The following is a 16,526-nucleotide window of genomic DNA, read 5'->3' as shown; positions in this document are numbered from 1 at the left end:
TCCACTTACCCGAGGATGTGCGATGAAAAAGTTAATGATGGCAGCAGTGTGTGTAGCCGGGATGGTCAGCGTATCGGCGCACGCCCAGTCCGTGACGCAAAAAAGTCTCTCCCTGACCCAGGCGAACGCTTTAGCCAGCGCGGCCATTCAGGCCTGTACGACCAAAAATTATCAGGTCAGCGTCACGGTGGTGGATCGTGCCGGGGTGGTTAAAGCGGTTCAGCGCACCGACAACGCCGGTCCGCACACCCTGAAAGCCAGTGAGATGAAAGCCTTTACCGCGCTCAGCACCAAAAATGCCTCGGGCAAAGTGATGGAGTCCGCGCAAAGCAATGCGGGGGCACAGAACCTGCGTGATATCCCGGGCCTGCTGCTGCTGGCGGGTGGTTTACCGGTTAAGGAAGGGGATGAAGTGATCGGGGCTATCGGGATTGGCGGCGCGCCGGGTGGGCATCTGGATGAAGCCTGCGCCCAGCAAGCAATCGACAGTATGACTACGTCGTAATAATTAATTGCTACAGATGTTGTAGGCCGGGTAAGGCGGCAGCCGCCACCCGGCTTTTTACATCAGATCTTGCAGGCGTCGCCGCAGTCATCGTCCGCTACAATCGCCTGGGCTTTTTTATCCGCATCTTCAAGGCGTTCTGCGTTACGTTCTTCCGCTTCATCCAGCCCGTCAAACACCAGATTGTTGAGATCAATTTCCATCATTTACCTGCTTTGTTCGATTTTTGTTCCAGGTCGTATTATAGAGCAAAACCATAGCCTGAGGCACCCCAGCGCACATAAGGATAATCCTTGCCATACTCATCACTTATCCGACAAAGGAGGAGTCATGATCGCCATCTGTAAAACCTGCGGCACGTCTTATGACCTCGAACCGCAACAGTGCGCCATTTGCGAGGATGAACGCCAGTACGTGCCCGCGACGGGGCAGGAATGGGTCGATTTCGCCACCCTGACCACCACCCACACCAATAAGTGGCAACAGCTTGAGGCCAACCTTCTGAGCATCAAAACCGTCCCGGCGTTTGCCATCAGCCAGCGGGCGATCCTGCTACGTACCCCGCAGGGCAATGTGCTCTGGGACTGCATCGCCAACCTCGATCCCGCCACCCATGCCCTGGTGTCGGCGCTGGGCGGGATTGACGCTATCGCCATCTCCCATCCGCACTACTACACCACCATGCAGGAGTGGGCCGCGGCCTTTAATGCCCCGGTGTATCTGCATGCCAGCGATCGGCAGTGGGTGATGCGGGACAGTCCCGCCCTGCGCTTCTGGGAGGGGGATTCCCTCGAGATCGCCTCTGGCGTTACGCTCATGCGGCTGGGCGGTCACTTTGCGGGTGGGACGGTGCTGCACTGGAATGTCGAGGGGGGCGTATTGCTGGCGGGGGATATCCTGCAGGTGACCCCCGGAAAAGACGCGGTCTCCTTTATGTGGAGCTACCCGAATATGCTTCCGTTGCCGGCAGATGAGGTAAGCGCGATCGCCGCGCGTCTGGAGAATGTACGCTTTGAACGGCTCTACGGCGCCTTTGAAGGGCAGAACATTTCCACCAATGCGCGGGAGATTGTCATGGGGTCGGTCCAGAAATATATTGCTTGTCTGAACTCGGGGACGGTGGGTAAACTCAAAAAACCGTGATCTCGATCATGCCTGTACAATCACAATAAAATGAGACATTGCTATGCAACATATCATTGAAGGTTTCCTCAGCTTTCAAAAAGAAGTTTTTCCGCAACGTAAAGACCTCTTCCGCAGTCTGGCCTCCAGCCAGAATCCCAAAGCGCTTTTCATCTCCTGTTCCGACAGCCGTCTGGTGCCGGAGTTAGTGACCCAGCAGGATCCGGGACAGCTCTTTGTCATTCGTAATGCTGGCAACATCGTGCCGCCGTTTGGGCCTGAGCCAGGCGGCGTCTCCGCAACTATCGAATACGCGGTGGTGGCACTGGGCGTTACCGACATCGTGATCTGCGGCCACTCTAACTGCGGCGCGATGAAGGCCATTGCCGACAACGCCAACCTCGATCCGATGCCGGCGGTATCCCACTGGCTGCGTTACTCCGATGCGGCGAAAGCAGTTGTCGAGAATAAAACCTGGGATAACCCGACTGACAAAGTGAATGCCATGGTGCAGGAAAACGTCTTCGCCCAGCTGAGCAACATCAAAACTCACCCTTCGGTGGCGGTCGGCCTGCGTAACAACGCTATCCGCCTGCACGGCTGGGTTTACGATATTGAAAGCGGGGCAATCCTCGCCCTGGATAAAGAGTCAAAATCCTTCGTCTCTCTGTCAGACAATCCTGGCGTTTACTTCGAGTAATTGTCAGCGCGCAGGGCGGGATCTCCCGCCCTGCATCCGTTTAAGGCATCACTTCCAGTCTCAGACCCGCCCGCTTCGCCGTTTCCGGCAGCAGCTCCACCGCCGTCACGTAGCCATCCGGATCGAGGCAGCGATTGGCCGCTCTGGCCTGCTCCAGGATCGTCTCATCCCAGTAAACCCGCTTACGTTGATCGCCCTGGGTGGTGAGAATGCACTCCATGTCGCCGTCCAGAGCGCGATAACGCCGCCAGCTGTTCTCCGGGACCGAAATCACCGAGCGTTCCGGGGCGATAATGCTCACCTCTTCGCCCTCCAGGTTCCAGGTCACCTCCAGGGTGCCCTTAAAGACCATGATCACCTGCACGTCCGGGCACAAGTGGCGGCCGACCACATGATCGGATTTCAGGCGCAGCCACTCCACCGAGAAGCCGTGCGGATTGACGATGGCGGGCCCGGCGTGTTTATCCTGGCTGATGCCGAAGCCAATCACCGGGGCAATCTCCCCCCCGTGGCCCGGCAGCACCGAATCAAGTAACCCCGCCGCAGACCAGCGGCGATCCTCACCGGTGACCGCCCGCTGGCGCATCTCGTCGACAGAGTAGTGGCGCAGGGCGGCTATCTCTTCCGGAGGCAGCGGGGCCAGCAGCCCCGCCGGTTCCGGCAGGGTATCCCCCGCGTTGACGTCGATCAGCATGTTCTCTTTGCTCAGATAGAGGCCGTACTCGCTGGCGGCGTTCAGAATCGACGGATGCCAGATGATCCCCCCGGTATGGTTGCCGCCCAGCACCGTATAGACCATGCCGGACGTCTCTTCTTTGCTGACGTTGGTAAAGCCGCGGAAGATCCAGGTCGGAATGGAGAGAATGGCCGGGGCGCTGAACTCGGCTTCGTTTTCGCCGTTAGCTCCCCAGCGGAATCGCCAGGTCCCCTCATGGATCAAAAACACTTCGGCGGTGAAATGCAGGTGCAGATTATTGGTCACCCCTTTGGGCATCGCCGCGGCACCAATGTTAAAGCCGTGCGGTTCCGGGATATTCACCACCTGGGCCGAGGACTGGGTTACGCCCGGACCAATAAAGGAGTAGTTCTGCTTCAGGTGCGAGCCGGGAAGTTTGCAATCAATAAACGCCAGATTGCAGGAGACCATATCTTCGGGGGCAACCAGACGGCTTCTGGCCTGTTCCGGGGTAATGTGACGTGCTTTCATTATTCTCTCCTGTTAATAGCCTGATGCGCCGGTGGTGGGGATCGCGTTGCCGCGCGCCTGGGCGACGGCTTCACGTGAGGCGCGGCCAAGTTGCATGACATCGTTGGCGGGGGTGACAAACTGGAAGCCTTCGCTGATACGGCGGGCAGCGGCCTCGCCGGAGGTACAAAAGATCCCGGCGATTTTTTGCTGCTGACGACAGCGGCTGACCACCAGCTCAATGGCCGCCAGCATCTGCGGGTGACGGGATTCGGCGCTGGCGCTGCCGGTCAGGGTGAGGGAGAGATCGTTAGGGCCGATAAACACTCCGTCCAGCCCCTCGGTGGCCAGAATGGCATCAAGGTTCGCCAGCCCTTCGCGGGTTTCGATCATCGCCAGGGTCAGAATTTCATCATTGGCGTGCTGAGGGTAATCGGCCCCGCCGTACAGCAAGCCCCGGGCCGGGCCAAAAGAGCGATTGCCCAGCGGCGGATAGCGGCAGGCGGCGACAAAGCGTCGGGCCTCTTCCGGGGTGGAGATCATCGGGCAGATAATGCCGTAGGCACCGGCATCCAGCATGCGCATGATCTGCGCCGGATCGTTATCGGCCACCCGCACCAGCGGTACCGCCGGGGTGGCGGAGAGGGCCTGTAACATGGCGAGCGCGCTGGCGAAGTCGATCATCCCGTGCTGGAGATCGACGGTCACCGCGTCATAGCCCTGATGGCCGAGGATTTCGGCGCTGTAGCCGGAGGGGATCGCCAGCCAGCCGTTGATAATGGCGGCGTTTTCCTGCACCGCCCTGAGTTTATTCTTGCGCATTTGAACACTCCTGAATCCACTGGCCTAGCGGGGGCGCGACCTCATCGGGTACTTCGAGAAGGGTGAAGTGCCCGGCCGCGGCGAGGGTAACGCATCTCGCCTGCGGGGCGCTCTGTGCAGCCAGCTGGTGGTGGTGGGGCGTGCAGATTGGGTCGTGCACGCCGTTGATAATAATGATCGGGCAGGCAAGGGCGGCCAGCGCCCCGCGATTATCCCGCCGGGTAATGGCGATCTCGGTCTGCGTCACTAAGCTATCGAGGCCACTCTCCTCTGCCATCCGGCAGATAAGGTCCTGTAAGGCCTGGTCGTCCACACGCGACGGCGCAACGAACTTCGGCCACAGGCTGGCGGACAGCCACGTCGTCAGCCCCTGCTCCTGCGCGTCGCGCACCGCCTCGCGCCGCAAGGCGCCATTTTCCGGTCTATCGGCAAGCGGGTTGACCGACAGCAGCGCCAGCCCGGCAATGCGCCCGGGTGCGTCGGCGACCATCTGCAGCGCCACAATCGCCCCCAGCGAAAATCCGGCCAGCAGAAAGCGCGGTGGCAGCTGTTCGAGCAGCCGCTGCGAGGCCTGCTCCGCCGAGGTGTCCGCCGTCAGCCGGGGGCAGATCACGGCCGACAGATTGAGCCGGGCCAGAACGGGCTGCCAGAGCCGGGCGTTACACAGCGTGCCGCCGAGCAGCACCAGCGGCAGGGCGTGATTATCTGTCTCCATCTCCGTCCTCACGTTGCGGTCCAGCCGCCGTCGACCATCAGCGCGCTGCCGGTGATCATTCCTGCAGCATCGGAGGCCAGAAACACCACCGGCCCCATGACGTCTTCCACCTTGCCCAGCCGGGGCAGCTTGATGTTGTCCAGCACGTAGCGGCGAAAATCGGGGTCGGCCAGCGACGGCGCCGAGAGCGCGGTCTCGATAAAGGTCGGACACAGGGTGTTGACCCGGATCCCGTCCTCGCCCAGCTCCAGCGCCATGGCTTTCGTGAGCCCCTCCAGGGCGAATTTGGAGGCGCAGTAGACGCTGCGCCGCGGACCGCCGACGTGCCCCATCTGCGAGGAGAGGTGAACGATCGACCCGGCGATCTGCTGGTCGCGCATCCGCGCCGCCACCCGCTGGCTGATAAAGAAGGTCGCCCGCAGGTTAATTGCCATTACCGCATCGAAATTCTCCTCACTGACGGTAAGAAATGCTTCGTGGCGCGCCAGCCCGGCGCTGTTCACCAGAATGTCGAATGCGGGCAGCCCGGCGAGCGCCGACTCGACCTGCGACACGTCGGTGATATCCAGCGCCACCGGGTGCAGCACCAGGTCGTGCTGAGAGGCGAGGGTGGCGGCACCGTCGAGCCCCTGGCGATCCCGGGCAGCGATCCACACCTCTGCCCCGGCGTGGGCCAGGGCGACGGCGCAGGCGAACCCCAGCCCTCTGGAGCCGCCCGTCACCAGGGCGCGCTTGCCGTGCAGGCCAAAGGAGGGCATCTCAGGAAAGGTCATGGGTTATACCTTCTCTCTGACCGGGGCCGGAGTGGCGTAAGGCACCTCCACCTGACCGTAGCGGCGCACGCGAACGTTGGCCTGCTCGGCGTGACCAGCAAAGCCCTCCAGCAGCGACAGCCGCGAGCAGTAGCTGCCGATCTCCGTGGTGGCCTCATCGCTGAGCACCTTCTGCCAGGTGCAGGTTTTCATAAACTTGCCGACCCACAGGCCGCCGGTGTAACGCGCCGCCTTTTGCGTCGGCAGGGTGTGGTTAGTGCCGATAACCTTGTCGCCATAGGCAACGTTGGTACGCGGGCCGAGGAACAGGGCGCCGAAGTTGGTCAGGTTCGCAAGGAACCAGTCGTCGCGGTCGGTCATCACCTGGACATGTTCAGAGGCGATGCGGTCCGCTTCGGCGAGCATTTCGTCGTAGCTGTCGCAGACGATGATCTCCCCGTAGTCGTGCCAGGCCTGGCGGGCGATGTCGGCGGTGGGCAGTTTTTCCAGCAGGCGGTCGATCTCCCGCAGCGTCTCTTTGGCCAGGGTCATCGAATTGGTCAGCAGGATCGCAGGTGTTGTAACCCCGTGTTCGGCCTGTCCCAGCAGGTCGGTGGCGCAGATCTCGGCGTCGACGGTGTCGTCGGCAATCACCAGGGTTTCGGTGGGTCCAGCGAAGAGATCAATGCCAACCCGACCAAACAGCTGGCGTTTGGCTTCTGCGACAAAGGCGTTACCCGGCCCGACCAGCATATCCACCGGGGCCAGGGAATCGGTGCCAAGCGCCATCGCGCCAATCGCCTGAATGCCGCCGAGGGCGTAGATCTCGGTGGCGCCGGCCATTTTCTGCGCCGCCACGATCGCCGGGGCAGGCTCGCCGCCGAACGGCGGGGCGCAGCTGACGATGCGGGAGCAGCCCGCCACGTTGGCGGTAATAATCGACATGTGCGCCGAGGCCAGCAGCGGATATTTTCCGCCCGGGACATAACAGCCCACCGCGTTAATCGGAATATTTTTATGGCCGAGGATCACCCCGGGGCGGGTCTCAATTTCCAGGTCAAGCAGACATGCTTTTTGCGCGCGAGCAAAATTAAAGACCTGCTCCTGGGCGAATTCGATATCGTGAATATCCTGACGGCTTAATTTTTTGATACAGGCATTAATTTCTGCATCGGTCAGGCGATAATCCTGCCGGTCATAGCGATCGAACTTAACGGATAATTCGCGAATGGCTTTATTGCCGCGCTTTTCAATATCCGCAAGGATAAGCTCTACCGTTTCCCTTATTTGTCGCTGCGCATCCTGACGTTCCTGAACCGGTTTACTGGTTTTAAGTATATAAGCCACACTATCTTCCTTCTCTATTTATGATGAGGGGTACCCGCCCGGCGGGCCGGGATAAATTTATCGGCAATAAAAATTACTGGTCGCGCGCGGGCGCGAGGGAACTGTTAAGAGATAATTCAGCCGTGGCCGGTGTTTTACGGGAATAGACCCAGCGCACCGAAAGCGGGGTGGCAATTGCCGCGACAATCGACAGGGCGGCGATAAACAGATACCCGGACGACAGATTAATGTGCTGCATCATCACCCCCATGATCACCGGCCCGGCAAACATGCCGCAGGAATAAATGGTCTGGAACAGCCCCATCCGCGTCGACTGCTCATCGGAGGTAGTGTTAACCACGCTCAGGGACATAAAGGCCGCGAACGCCATCCCGAAGGAGAAGCCGGCCAGCGCCTGCAAGAGATAGATCAGATACAGATTGCTGGTGAAGGGGATGCCAAAGGTCGACACCACCTGCAGCACAATGCCCAGCACCGCGGTCTTCATCAGGCCCAGGCGCTGGTAGAACACGCTGCTGCACAGGGCAATGGCGAGAGCGTAGAAGATCAGATGGATGTTGCTCAGCAGGGTTAAAATTCCGGCCCGCCCGCCCAGTTGCTCGGCGTAGATCGGCGTCAGGGTATCGCGGGTGGCAAAAGGCACCAGGATGACGAGGGTCGCCAGAATGCCGATCAGCCACACCGAACGGTCGGCCAGCTGCAGGCGGGCTCCGGCGATACAGGCTTTCAGCGTCGGGGCTTTGACCGGGTCGTGGACATCGCGAATGCGGGTGGTGAGATACAGCGCCACCAGCGCCGACACGCAGGAGACGAAGAAGGCGATGTTGTTATCAAAATAGTGAATCAACAGGCCGCCGATGCAGTTGCCGAGAAACACCCCCACCGGCCCGGCCAGCGCCAGCAGCGCCACGGCAGCGGGGGCCTCTTTGCGATCAAAGTAGCGAATAAACAGGATGTTGTAGAGCACCCAGGTGGCGGCAGTCACCCCGTCCGCCGCTTTCGCCAGATACAGGGTAATGGCATTCGGCTCCAGCCAGGCCAGCGGCCAGGCGATGATCGGCAGGACCAGCGCGAACTGGATAAAGATTTTCCGACTCTTCACCACGTCGGAGACAATCCCCAGCGGGAAGCGGATCAGCAGGGTCGCCAGCCCGCTGGCCCCCATGATGATCCCCATCACCTGCGGCTCCATCCCCTGATTAATCATCATCGGGGCCAGAAACGCATCGATGCTATGAATACAGATAAAAAACAACACGCTGATGATAAAGAACAGCCGGGCTTCCGGTCGGCGTAACAGTGCTCGAAACATGGTTGTGAACCTCTTAAAACGTAATGGGTTAAAACCAGTCAAGTACAACTTTTACCGGCTCACTCCTTTTGGTGACTGCCCAATCTGCCCGGTACCATTGACGGTGTGAAAACTGCGCTGCATACGTATTCAAAAATTGAAGTTACGAAAAGGTTTCAATTTTGTAAAGGTCGTTTGTCACCATTGTGAAAAAAATAATTTAGGTTGTTGCATACGCATGCAAAGATGGTGTAAGACTAAAAAGTACCCGCTTCCTGAGGCACAGTTTTGCGGGGGAACATCGCAGGTGATCGGCTTAACGCCTTGAATCTGTGCCAGAATGGGGAAGCGAAAGGGATAAGGACTCAGGGCAATGAAACGTAAGACTTTTACAGCGGTGACCTCTCAGCAGGTGGCGCAGCTGGCGGGCGTATCACAGTCGGCGGTGTCGCGCACTTTCACGCCGGGGGCCAGCATCTCGCCGGCCACGCGTGAAAAAGTGCTCAAGGCGGCGCGGGAGCTGGGCTATCGGCCGAACGCCATTGCGCGTTCGCTTAACACCGCCCGGTCGCGGATCATCGGGGTGGTGATCTCCTATTTTGATAATCAGTTTTACCCCCAGGTGCTGGAGGCGCTGGCGCAAAAGCTGGACACCCTCAACTACCACCTGCTGCTGTTTGTCGGCGATCGCGAGGGGAACGTGGATCGGATTTTCGACCAGATTATGCAGTACCGCGTGGACGGCATCGTGCTGGCTTCGGTGACGCTGTCGCTGGATCTCTCCGAGGAGTGTCTCGCTGCCGGGATCCCGGTGGTGCTGTTTAACCGCAGCGAAGAGAGCGGCATGGCCTCCAGCGTCAACAGCAATAACGAGGCGGCTGCCCGCCAGATTGCTGAATTTTTACTGGCCGCTGGTCATCAGCGCTTTGCTTACGTGGGCGGCGTGGCGGACTCGTCCGTCAACATAGCTCGCCAGCACGGGTATCTGGCGGCGCTGCAGGAGCAGGGGGCTGACGACGTCCGGGTGGTTAACGGTAATTACGATGCGCAGCAGACTGCCCGCGCGGCATACGCGCTCTTCTCTGCCACGCCCGCGCCGGATGCCATTTTCGTCGCCAACGATCATATGGCCGTCATCGTAATGGATGTGGCGCGGTACGAGTTTGGCCTGCGCATCCCGGAGGACGTCTCGATTATTGGCTACGACGATATTGGCCCGTCCGGCTGGGCATCCTACGCCTTAACCTCTGCCTCGCAGCCGGTAGAGGCGATGGTTGCCGCCACTGTGGAACTACTGATGAAGCAGATCGACAGCGGCACCATCGAACCTGAACAGGTCATCGTCCCGGGCAGGCTGGTGGTACGCCACTCTGCACGCCGCCCGCATACGGGCACTATTGATGCAGAGGGTAATTACGTGTTCCAGACCCAGGAGGACAAATGAGCAGATTGCCGGGATTCAGCCCCCAGTTCGACTCTATCCAGCAGTTTATTCTCACCCTGACGCATGTGGTCTGGGAGCAGAAGGACATTGGCCAACTGGCCGACTTTTACGCCACGCCGGTGGTGTTTATCACCCCGGAGAAGCAGCTTAACGATCTCTCGCAGTTTATGCGCCTGACCCTGGAGGCGATGCACAGCTTCCCCCAGCGTACCGTGCTGACGGAAGATATTCTGGTGACGCAAAACCCCGGGGATGAGCATTACGCTGCTCAGCGCACAATTGCCTGCATCCGCCATCAGGGGGAGGGCTTCTTCGGCCCGCCAACCGGGAAAACCGTCTGGGTGCGTACCTGGGCCGACCGGATTTGCGCCGAGGGCGCTGTGCGCCAGGAGTGGCTCCTGCAGGACCGGGCGGCGATTGTGGCCCAGTTAGGACTCAACGTGCAGGCGTTCGCGCGCAACCTGGGCGTGATGCAGGATCAGCTGGGAATGGTGCGCGAAAGCGCGGAAACCCTCGACGCGCGCTGGGCGGGTGGGCCTGAAGGCGACGATGTCGACGGGCCGATTGCCGGCGTGGTGGAACGCTATCTGACGATGTGGGCGGGGGGCAACAGCGGCACCGTGCCGGGCCTGTACCATCCAGCCGCAACGCTCTATGCGCCGGGGCACTGCATCGGTACCGGCGAGCAGGAGATCGCCGCGCTGCTGTCGGGCTACCGGGCATCCTTTGCTGACAGCGAAGTGCAGTTGCACCACCTGATCGTGCGTCGGGACCCCAACGAGCCGGTGCGCATTTCCCTGCGCTGGTCGCTGCTGACCTGGCACGACGGCTACGGAAAATTTGGCGTACCGACCCGTAAACCGGTCTCTATTACCGGTATCAGCCAGCTGGAATTACGCGATGGGTTAATTATTCGCGAATATTTAGGCATTGATGAATTAGCTATCTGGTCACAACTCGTTAATTAAGCGAAATACCGTTATCTAAAAAACGTTTTTAATTCTGCCGCAATACCTGTTGCGGCTCTCTTCTCCATCCATTCCGGGTGCGGGATCGTATTGTCTGAAAATAGATGCAGGAGTTTATATGTCTTCAACCGAAGCAACAAATAAAGCGCCAGCCGTACCCGAAAAAAACAGTAAACTTACCCGCGACGAACCGGTATTACAAATTGAACGCCGGGACTTTATTGATTTAGTCCCGGAGAAACGTCCGCGCGTACAATCATTACGTGGATTCGATGAGTGTTATACCGATATTGTCGATTACATCGTTCGCTGTACCCATAAAATATGGGATGAACGCGACGTGGGATTAATTTACACCCACTATACCCACAACTGCGTGTTATATAACGCGCTGGGCACGCTCTATACCCGCGAGCAGGTGGTGCAGGATACCCTCCAGCGTCTGGTGGCCTTCCCGGAGCGCCGCGGCATGGCTACCCAGGTGATCTGGAATGGTAACGACGTGGACGGTTTCTATACCTCGCACCTGGTGACCGGCAGCGGACGTCATACCCAGTTCAGCCATCTGGGCAAGCCGACCAACCGCACCTTCGTCACCCGCACCGTGGCCGACTGCATGATCCACGAGAACAAAATCTACCGGGAGTGGGTGGTGAGCGACAACATGTCCCTGATGAAACAGCTCGGGCTCAATACCGACGAGATCGCCTTTAACATGGCGAAAGAGCAGTTCGACAAGGGCTTTCGCGTCACCGACATCGGCGAAAACGGCCGCATGCTGGGGCAGTATCCGCCGGAAATGGTCTGCGACGTCTCCATTGCCCACACCGACACCGAAGAGCAATGCCTGCGCTGGCTGCACGAAATCTACAACCGCCGGATGCTGGGCAAGATCAAAGAGGTCTACGCCCCGAACGTCCAGTGGCACGGCCCGCTGATGAAAGAGCTGTACGGCACGGCGTCGGTCACCCATCAGACCCTGGCCCTGATCGGCATGATCCCGGACGGCGCCTGGCTGCCGCAGCATATCTGCTCCAACCCGTGCGAGGAGGGCGGCACCAAGGTGGCGGTGCGCTGGATTATTGAGGGACATCATCTGGGCTACGGCGAGCTGGGTAAACCGACCGGTGAACGCCTGTTCGTGATGGGCATGTCTCACTACCACATTATTAACGGCAAAATCGTCGACGAGTGGGTGGTTTACGATCACCTGGCGCTGCTGGCGCAAATCAAACTGGGTCAAATGGAGGAAGCGTAATGTCTGTACAGTCAATTGTTGACCAGGTGAGCTGGATTAAACGTCCCCAGGGGCAGGATGCGCAGGCCGACAGGTCGTTAACCGACACGGTGAGCGCCATTATTGAGCGCGTAAAAGCTGACGGCGACGCGGCCCTGAGAAGCTATTCTCAGCAGTTTGATAAGGTGGTGCCGGCGCAGTTTGAAGTCAGCGCTCAGGAGATCGAAACCGCGCTCAGGGAGATGGATCCCCAGACCCGCCGCGACAGCGAGTTTGCCATCCAGCAGGTGCGCCGCTTTGCCGAGGCCCAGCTCGCCACCATGCAGCCGCTGGAGGTGGAAACCCTGCCCGGCGTCCATCTGGGGCACCGCATTATCCCCGTCCAGACGGTGGGCTGTTACGTCCCGGGGGGCCGCTACCCGATCCTCTCCGCGCCGGTGATGTCCATCGTGCCGGCGACGGTGGCCGGATGTGAGCAGATCATTGCCTGTCTGCCGCCCGCGGCGCACCCGGCGATGATTGCGGTCTGTCACCTCGCCGGGGCGCATCGGATCTTTAAAATCGGCGGGGCGCAGGCCATCGCGGCCATGGCCTGGGGAACCGAAAGCGTCCCGGCGGTGGATAAAATTGTCGGGCCGGGCAACGCCTTTGTGAACGAGGCCAAGCGCCAGGTGTTCGGCAAGGTGGGGATCGACGCCCTGGCCGGACCGAGCGAGATCTTCACCATCGCCGACGACAGCGCCGATGCGCGCATTATTGCCGCCGACCTGCTGGCCCAGGCCGAGCATGATGTCCATACTCGCGTCGGGCTGGCGACCACCAGCCGGGCGATTGCCGAAGGCACGCTGGCAGAGATTGAACGCCAGCTGAAAAACCTGCCTACCGCCGCTACGGCGGGCGAGGCCTGGCGTCGTCAGGGTGAAATTGTGGTCTGTGACAGCGAGGAGCAACTAATCGCCTTCGCAGACTACATGGCCACCGAGCATCTGCAGGTCCATACCCGGGATCCGCACGGCACGGCGGCGAAAATCCGCAATTACGGCTCGCTGTTTATCGGCCAGAATGCCAGTGTGGTGTTCTCGGATAAATGCTGCGGCACCAACCATACTCTGCCGACCATGGCGGCGGCGCGCTATACCGGCGGGCTGTGGGTAGGGGCTTACGTTAAGATCTGTACCCATCAGTGGATCGACGAGCAGGGTATCGCCGCCATTGCCGAACCGGCGATCCGCCAGAGCCGTACCGAGGGGATGCAGGGCCACCGTCGTGCGGCGGAGATCCGTCTGCGTCCAGAGGCACTGGATGCCATCACCTCCGGGCTGCGCGACTAAAGGCGACAGGAGGTCGGGCGCGAGCCTGGCCTCCGGCAGGCTAAAGGATGCTATGAAAAAACAACGGCTGATCCCCCCCGCGGATTGTGTGGCGGAGATAACCCGACGGCTGGCGACTATTGATGCGAACCCGCAGCTGAACGCCATTCTCGGGATCAACCCGAATGCCCTTGCTGAGGCCGCTGAGCGCCAGAGGCAGCGGCGTGATGGTAATCTGTTAGGCCCGCTGCACGGTGTGCCGCTGATCGTCAAAGATAATATCGCCTGCGCCGGGCTGCCCCTGACATTAGGTTGCGCCGCGCTGGCGCAGCTACGGGCCACCACCGATGCCCTGGTGGTGCGTCGGCTGCGCCAGGCCGGAGCGATTATTCTCGCCCGGGCGAATATGTCTGAGTTTGCCTTCGACGTCCGCTCCCGCAGCACGCTGGGCGGGGATGTGCATCACCCGCAGTTTCCGGGTATCACCGCAGGCGGCTCCAGCGGGGGAAGCGCGGCGGCGGTGGCGGCCGGGATGGCGGAAGGTGCGCTCGGCACCGATACCGGCGGCTCGATCCGGATCCCGTGCAGCTATACCGGACTGGTGGGGTTGAGGCCGCGGGTACGCAGGGCGCAAATGCAGGGCATCGCGCCGCTCTCCCTGAGTAAAGACACGGTAGGGCCGATGGTGCACAGCGTCCAGGACGCGGCTCTGCTGCACGCGATTATCCATGGCCAGACGCCTGACACTGTTCAACCTCTGTCGCTGAAAGGCGTGCGGTTAGGCGTTATCCGAGCCCTGGAAGGGCGTGATCCTCAGCAACTGGCCGTCTGGCATGACGCCATCGCCACCTTGAGGCGGCACGGCGCGACGATCGTGGAGATTGACCTGCCGATCCTGCCTGAACTGGCAAAAGCGACCTGTCTGAGCCTGTATGAGTTTCGCGTGGGGTTTGACGTCTGGTTACAGCAGCAGCCCGGCGCGCCTGCGGGGCTCCGGGGGATTGTGACCTCCGGGCAGTTTTTGCCTGAGTTTATGCCGCTCCTGACCCGGATGCTCGCCAGCGAGAGGTTAAAAACGCCGGAGTGGTTTGCCGGACGGCAGCTGCGGCGTCGGCTGCAACAGGCCCTGGGGCAGGTAGCAGAGCAGGGGCGGCTCGACGGTTTTCTCTACCCAACGGTGAGCCGGATTGCCGACAGCCTTGAGAAAATGCCCCCCGGCTGCGGCCCCGAACTGGCGGCCATCAGCGGGTGTGCCGCCATCACGCTTCCCTGCGGTCGCACGCAAACCGGCTTCCCCGTAGGGCTCGAAATACTCTCCTGTGCCGGAGATGAATACTCCTTACTGGCGCTGGCCGCCGCCTGCGAAACCGCCTTCAGTCTGGAGTAAACCGCAGCCATTTGCGCACGCGCGAGGCGGGTTGCACGGCGGCTTTGGCCATCGCCTCGCCGATCTCGGCGCACACCACCAGCCCCTGCACAAAGGGGCGATCGTGCATCAGGTACGGCAGGGCGCCGAAAGCAATTTTCCCGCGCAGGTAGTCGGGGGCCAGCAGGGTGTAATCGTCCCCGACGTCGGGAATATCCTCTCCGGCGGACTCCAGCTGGTGGCGCAGGACCGGAAACGGCAGGTCTTTGGTTTTGAGCGGTTGCTGCCCGCGCGCGTCAATAAACACATCGAAATACCAGGCTTCGCCCTCGACATGGATCACCGTCCGATCCTCTTTCAACGCCAGCTCATAATCAGCCCCCAGGGTAAGGATGCTGATAACGCCCGCTTCGCGCAGGGCCAGCAGACGGCGGATCGACTGGGACGGGATCGCCGCATAGTTGTCGATGAAAATACGCGCCAGACCGACCTTGAAACGCTCTCTGTCCTCTTCAGTCAGATGGGGAACAATCTTCTCCACGGCCTCGTGCAGGCGCAGGATGGTGTAGCGCCACGGCACCGTGCGTTTGTCGCGCTTGTTGCGTTCCACTTCATCAAGGTTAGAGACCGCCCAGCGGAACGGGCCGTGTTTTTCCCGGTCGGCAAACCAGGCCTCGCGGATGGTGTCAGCCGTCAGGGTCTCTAACGCCACCGCCTTGCTCCACTGCGGGTCGGCGTGCTGCAGCTCGGCCACAATGAGGTCAAAGATGCGGTCCAGTAATCCCTCTGAGCCCTGTTCGATAGCGGCATCTATTGCCGCTTCCGTGGCGATGGTCAGCGGCTCGTAGGGGATCGGGCAGTAAAAGTCGGCTTCGGGCAGGATCCCCGAGCGGGACATCAGCACAATCTTCAGCGCCTCGCTGCCCTCATCCAGCCGGAACTGGATCTGTTCATCTTCGGATTCAATAAATGTGCCGTGCTGAACGGCCACCGCCATCGCCGCATCCAGCCCGCTCAGCGAGGTGCCCATAATGCCGACGTCGCAGGCGGGGATTCTGGCCTCCATCAGCCCGGACCACGGACTCGGGAAGAAGGATCGCGATGCGGCCTCCTCATCCGGCCAGACGTGCCCGGTGGCAATTACCGCCAGATCGAACTGCTTCGGCGTGGGCTCACCTTCGGCCCAGAGATTAACCCCCTCAGGCGTGGCCTCCACGTCGGTGACCTGGCAGGACTCGCGCACTTCCACTTCAAAGTCCGCTTTTTTCGCCTCCTCGACCAGCTGTACAAACTGATCGCGGAAATATTCCCCCAGCAGGATACGCGGCAGGAACTGGCGCACGTGCAGGGTCGATTTCTCCACACCGTAGCGCGCCAGATGGGCATCGTCCTGGGTACGCAGCCAGTCAATATAGGTGGAAAAGATGGGCGGGATTTCAATGCTGGCGATGTTGGCCAGCATCAGTCTTGAGTTGTCTTCGTCGCTGTAGGGCATGCCAACCCCGGCTTTTTCAGCCTGCTCATAAACAGTGATGCAAAGCGGCGTCCGATGGTTCAGTAGTGAAAAAAACGTATAAATGCCGGTCGGCCCTGCGCCGATAATGGCGATCCTTTTCATCAATGCTCACCCTTTTTTTGCCTGCCTGACAATCGTCTCAGGCACGCGCGTTATTAATCCATGAAAAATAAGTGTGGTTGAAAACGCAAAATGAGCAAATCAGTAGCTCAGGCATACTCCTGACTCATTAGTTTTGTGAATGT

Annotated in this window: 16 protein-coding genes; 8 read left to right on the top strand and 8 right to left on the bottom strand. The window is 60.3% G+C overall.

Annotated features, from left to right (window positions below):
- The first annotated feature begins 22 nt into the window (after positions 1–22).
- A complete protein-coding gene (locus tag LG383_RS09530; protein ID WP_225758978.1) occupies positions 23–505 on the top strand; it encodes a heme-binding protein in 483 nt (160 codons plus the stop codon).
- A 62-nt stretch (positions 506–567) separates the two neighbouring features.
- On the opposite strand, the gene LG383_RS09525 is transcribed toward LG383_RS09530, so the two are convergent.
- Positions 568–708 (bottom strand): hypothetical protein, encoded by a 141-nt coding sequence (locus LG383_RS09525; RefSeq protein WP_032617828.1) that lies wholly within the window; start codon positions 706–708, stop codon positions 568–570.
- Positions 709–835: 127 nt separating this feature from the next.
- Between LG383_RS09525 and LG383_RS09520 the strand changes: the two genes are divergently transcribed.
- Both LG383_RS09520 and LG383_RS09515 read left to right on the top strand, forming a co-directional pair.
- Entirely contained in the window at positions 836–1,648 is an 813-nt protein-coding gene (locus tag LG383_RS09520) for an MBL fold metallo-hydrolase (protein WP_225758977.1), read from the top strand.
- Positions 1,649–1,691: 43 nt separating this feature from the next.
- Positions 1,692–2,327 (top strand): carbonic anhydrase, encoded by a 636-nt coding sequence (locus LG383_RS09515; protein WP_225758976.1) that lies wholly within the window; start codon positions 1,692–1,694, stop codon positions 2,325–2,327.
- A 40-nt stretch (positions 2,328–2,367) separates the two neighbouring features.
- Here LG383_RS09515 and LG383_RS09510 read toward each other — a convergent pair whose 3' ends face one another.
- The 6 genes from LG383_RS09510 to LG383_RS09485 all read right to left on the bottom strand — a co-directional run bounded on the left by LG383_RS09510 (position 2,368) and on the right by LG383_RS09485 (position 8,461).
- The gene (locus LG383_RS09510) at positions 2,368–3,534 is read right to left on the bottom strand and encodes a cupin (RefSeq protein ID WP_225758975.1); all 1,167 of its coding nucleotides are present in this window, start codon (positions 3,532–3,534) and stop codon (positions 2,368–2,370) included.
- 12 nt (positions 3,535–3,546) lie between these two features.
- On the bottom strand, positions 3,547–4,335 hold the full coding sequence (locus tag LG383_RS09505; protein ID WP_225758974.1) for an HpcH/HpaI aldolase/citrate lyase family protein: 789 nt from the start codon (positions 4,333–4,335) through the stop codon (positions 3,547–3,549).
- The gene (locus tag LG383_RS09500) at positions 4,322–5,050 is read right to left on the bottom strand and encodes an alpha/beta fold hydrolase (RefSeq protein ID WP_225758973.1); all 729 of its coding nucleotides are present in this window, start codon (positions 5,048–5,050) and stop codon (positions 4,322–4,324) included. Before LG383_RS09500 ends, LG383_RS09505 begins: the two co-directional genes overlap by 14 nt.
- Positions 5,051–5,058: 8 nt before the next feature.
- Entirely contained in the window at positions 5,059–5,823 is a 765-nt protein-coding gene (locus tag LG383_RS09495; RefSeq protein WP_225758972.1) for an SDR family NAD(P)-dependent oxidoreductase, read from the bottom strand.
- A gap of 3 nt (positions 5,824–5,826) precedes the next feature.
- The gene (gene hisD / locus LG383_RS09490; RefSeq protein ID WP_225758971.1) at positions 5,827–7,149 is read right to left on the bottom strand and encodes a histidinol dehydrogenase; all 1,323 of its coding nucleotides are present in this window, start codon (positions 7,147–7,149) and stop codon (positions 5,827–5,829) included.
- 73 nt (positions 7,150–7,222) lie between these two features.
- Positions 7,223–8,461 (bottom strand): MFS transporter, encoded by a 1,239-nt coding sequence (locus tag LG383_RS09485; protein ID WP_106993677.1) that lies wholly within the window; start codon positions 8,459–8,461, stop codon positions 7,223–7,225.
- Positions 8,462–8,813: 352 nt separating this feature from the next.
- Here LG383_RS09485 and LG383_RS09480 point away from each other — a divergent pair, with 352 nt between their 5' ends.
- From LG383_RS09480 to LG383_RS09460, 5 genes are all read left to right on the top strand, one after another.
- On the top strand, positions 8,814–9,884 hold the full coding sequence (locus tag LG383_RS09480) for a LacI family DNA-binding transcriptional regulator (RefSeq protein WP_225758970.1): 1,071 nt from the start codon (positions 8,814–8,816) through the stop codon (positions 9,882–9,884).
- Positions 9,881–10,852 carry a nuclear transport factor 2 family protein gene (locus LG383_RS09475; protein WP_106993679.1) on the top strand — a complete coding sequence of 324 codons (972 nt, stop codon included), beginning with the start codon at positions 9,881–9,883 and terminating at the stop codon, positions 10,850–10,852. The genes LG383_RS09480 and LG383_RS09475 overlap by 4 nt, the downstream gene beginning before the upstream one ends.
- Positions 10,853–10,970: 118 nt before the next feature.
- Positions 10,971–12,110 (top strand): ester cyclase, encoded by a 1,140-nt coding sequence (locus tag LG383_RS09470; protein WP_225758969.1) that lies wholly within the window; start codon positions 10,971–10,973, stop codon positions 12,108–12,110.
- Positions 12,110–13,420: a histidinol dehydrogenase gene (gene hisD, locus LG383_RS09465; RefSeq protein ID WP_225758968.1), complete on the top strand. Its 1,311-nt coding sequence runs from the start codon at positions 12,110–12,112 to the stop codon at positions 13,418–13,420. The genes LG383_RS09470 and hisD (LG383_RS09465) overlap by 1 nt, the downstream gene beginning before the upstream one ends.
- A 52-nt stretch (positions 13,421–13,472) precedes the next feature.
- Entirely contained in the window at positions 13,473–14,786 is a 1,314-nt protein-coding gene (locus LG383_RS09460; protein WP_225758967.1) for an amidase, read from the top strand.
- Here the strand turns inward: LG383_RS09460 and LG383_RS09455 are convergent.
- Complete coding sequence (locus LG383_RS09455) at positions 14,773–16,383, bottom strand: FAD-NAD(P)-binding protein (RefSeq protein WP_225758966.1); 1,611 nt, start codon at positions 16,381–16,383, stop codon at positions 14,773–14,775. The genes LG383_RS09460 and LG383_RS09455 overlap by 14 nt on opposite strands.
- Positions 16,384–16,526: the final 143 nt, after the last annotated feature.

Source organism: Leclercia sp. Marseille-Q4284 (genome assembly GCF_916618945.1).
Classification (GTDB): Bacteria; Pseudomonadota; Gammaproteobacteria; order Enterobacterales; family Enterobacteriaceae; genus Enterobacter; species Enterobacter tamurae.
This window is presented reverse-complemented; position numbering and strand designations above follow the sequence as displayed.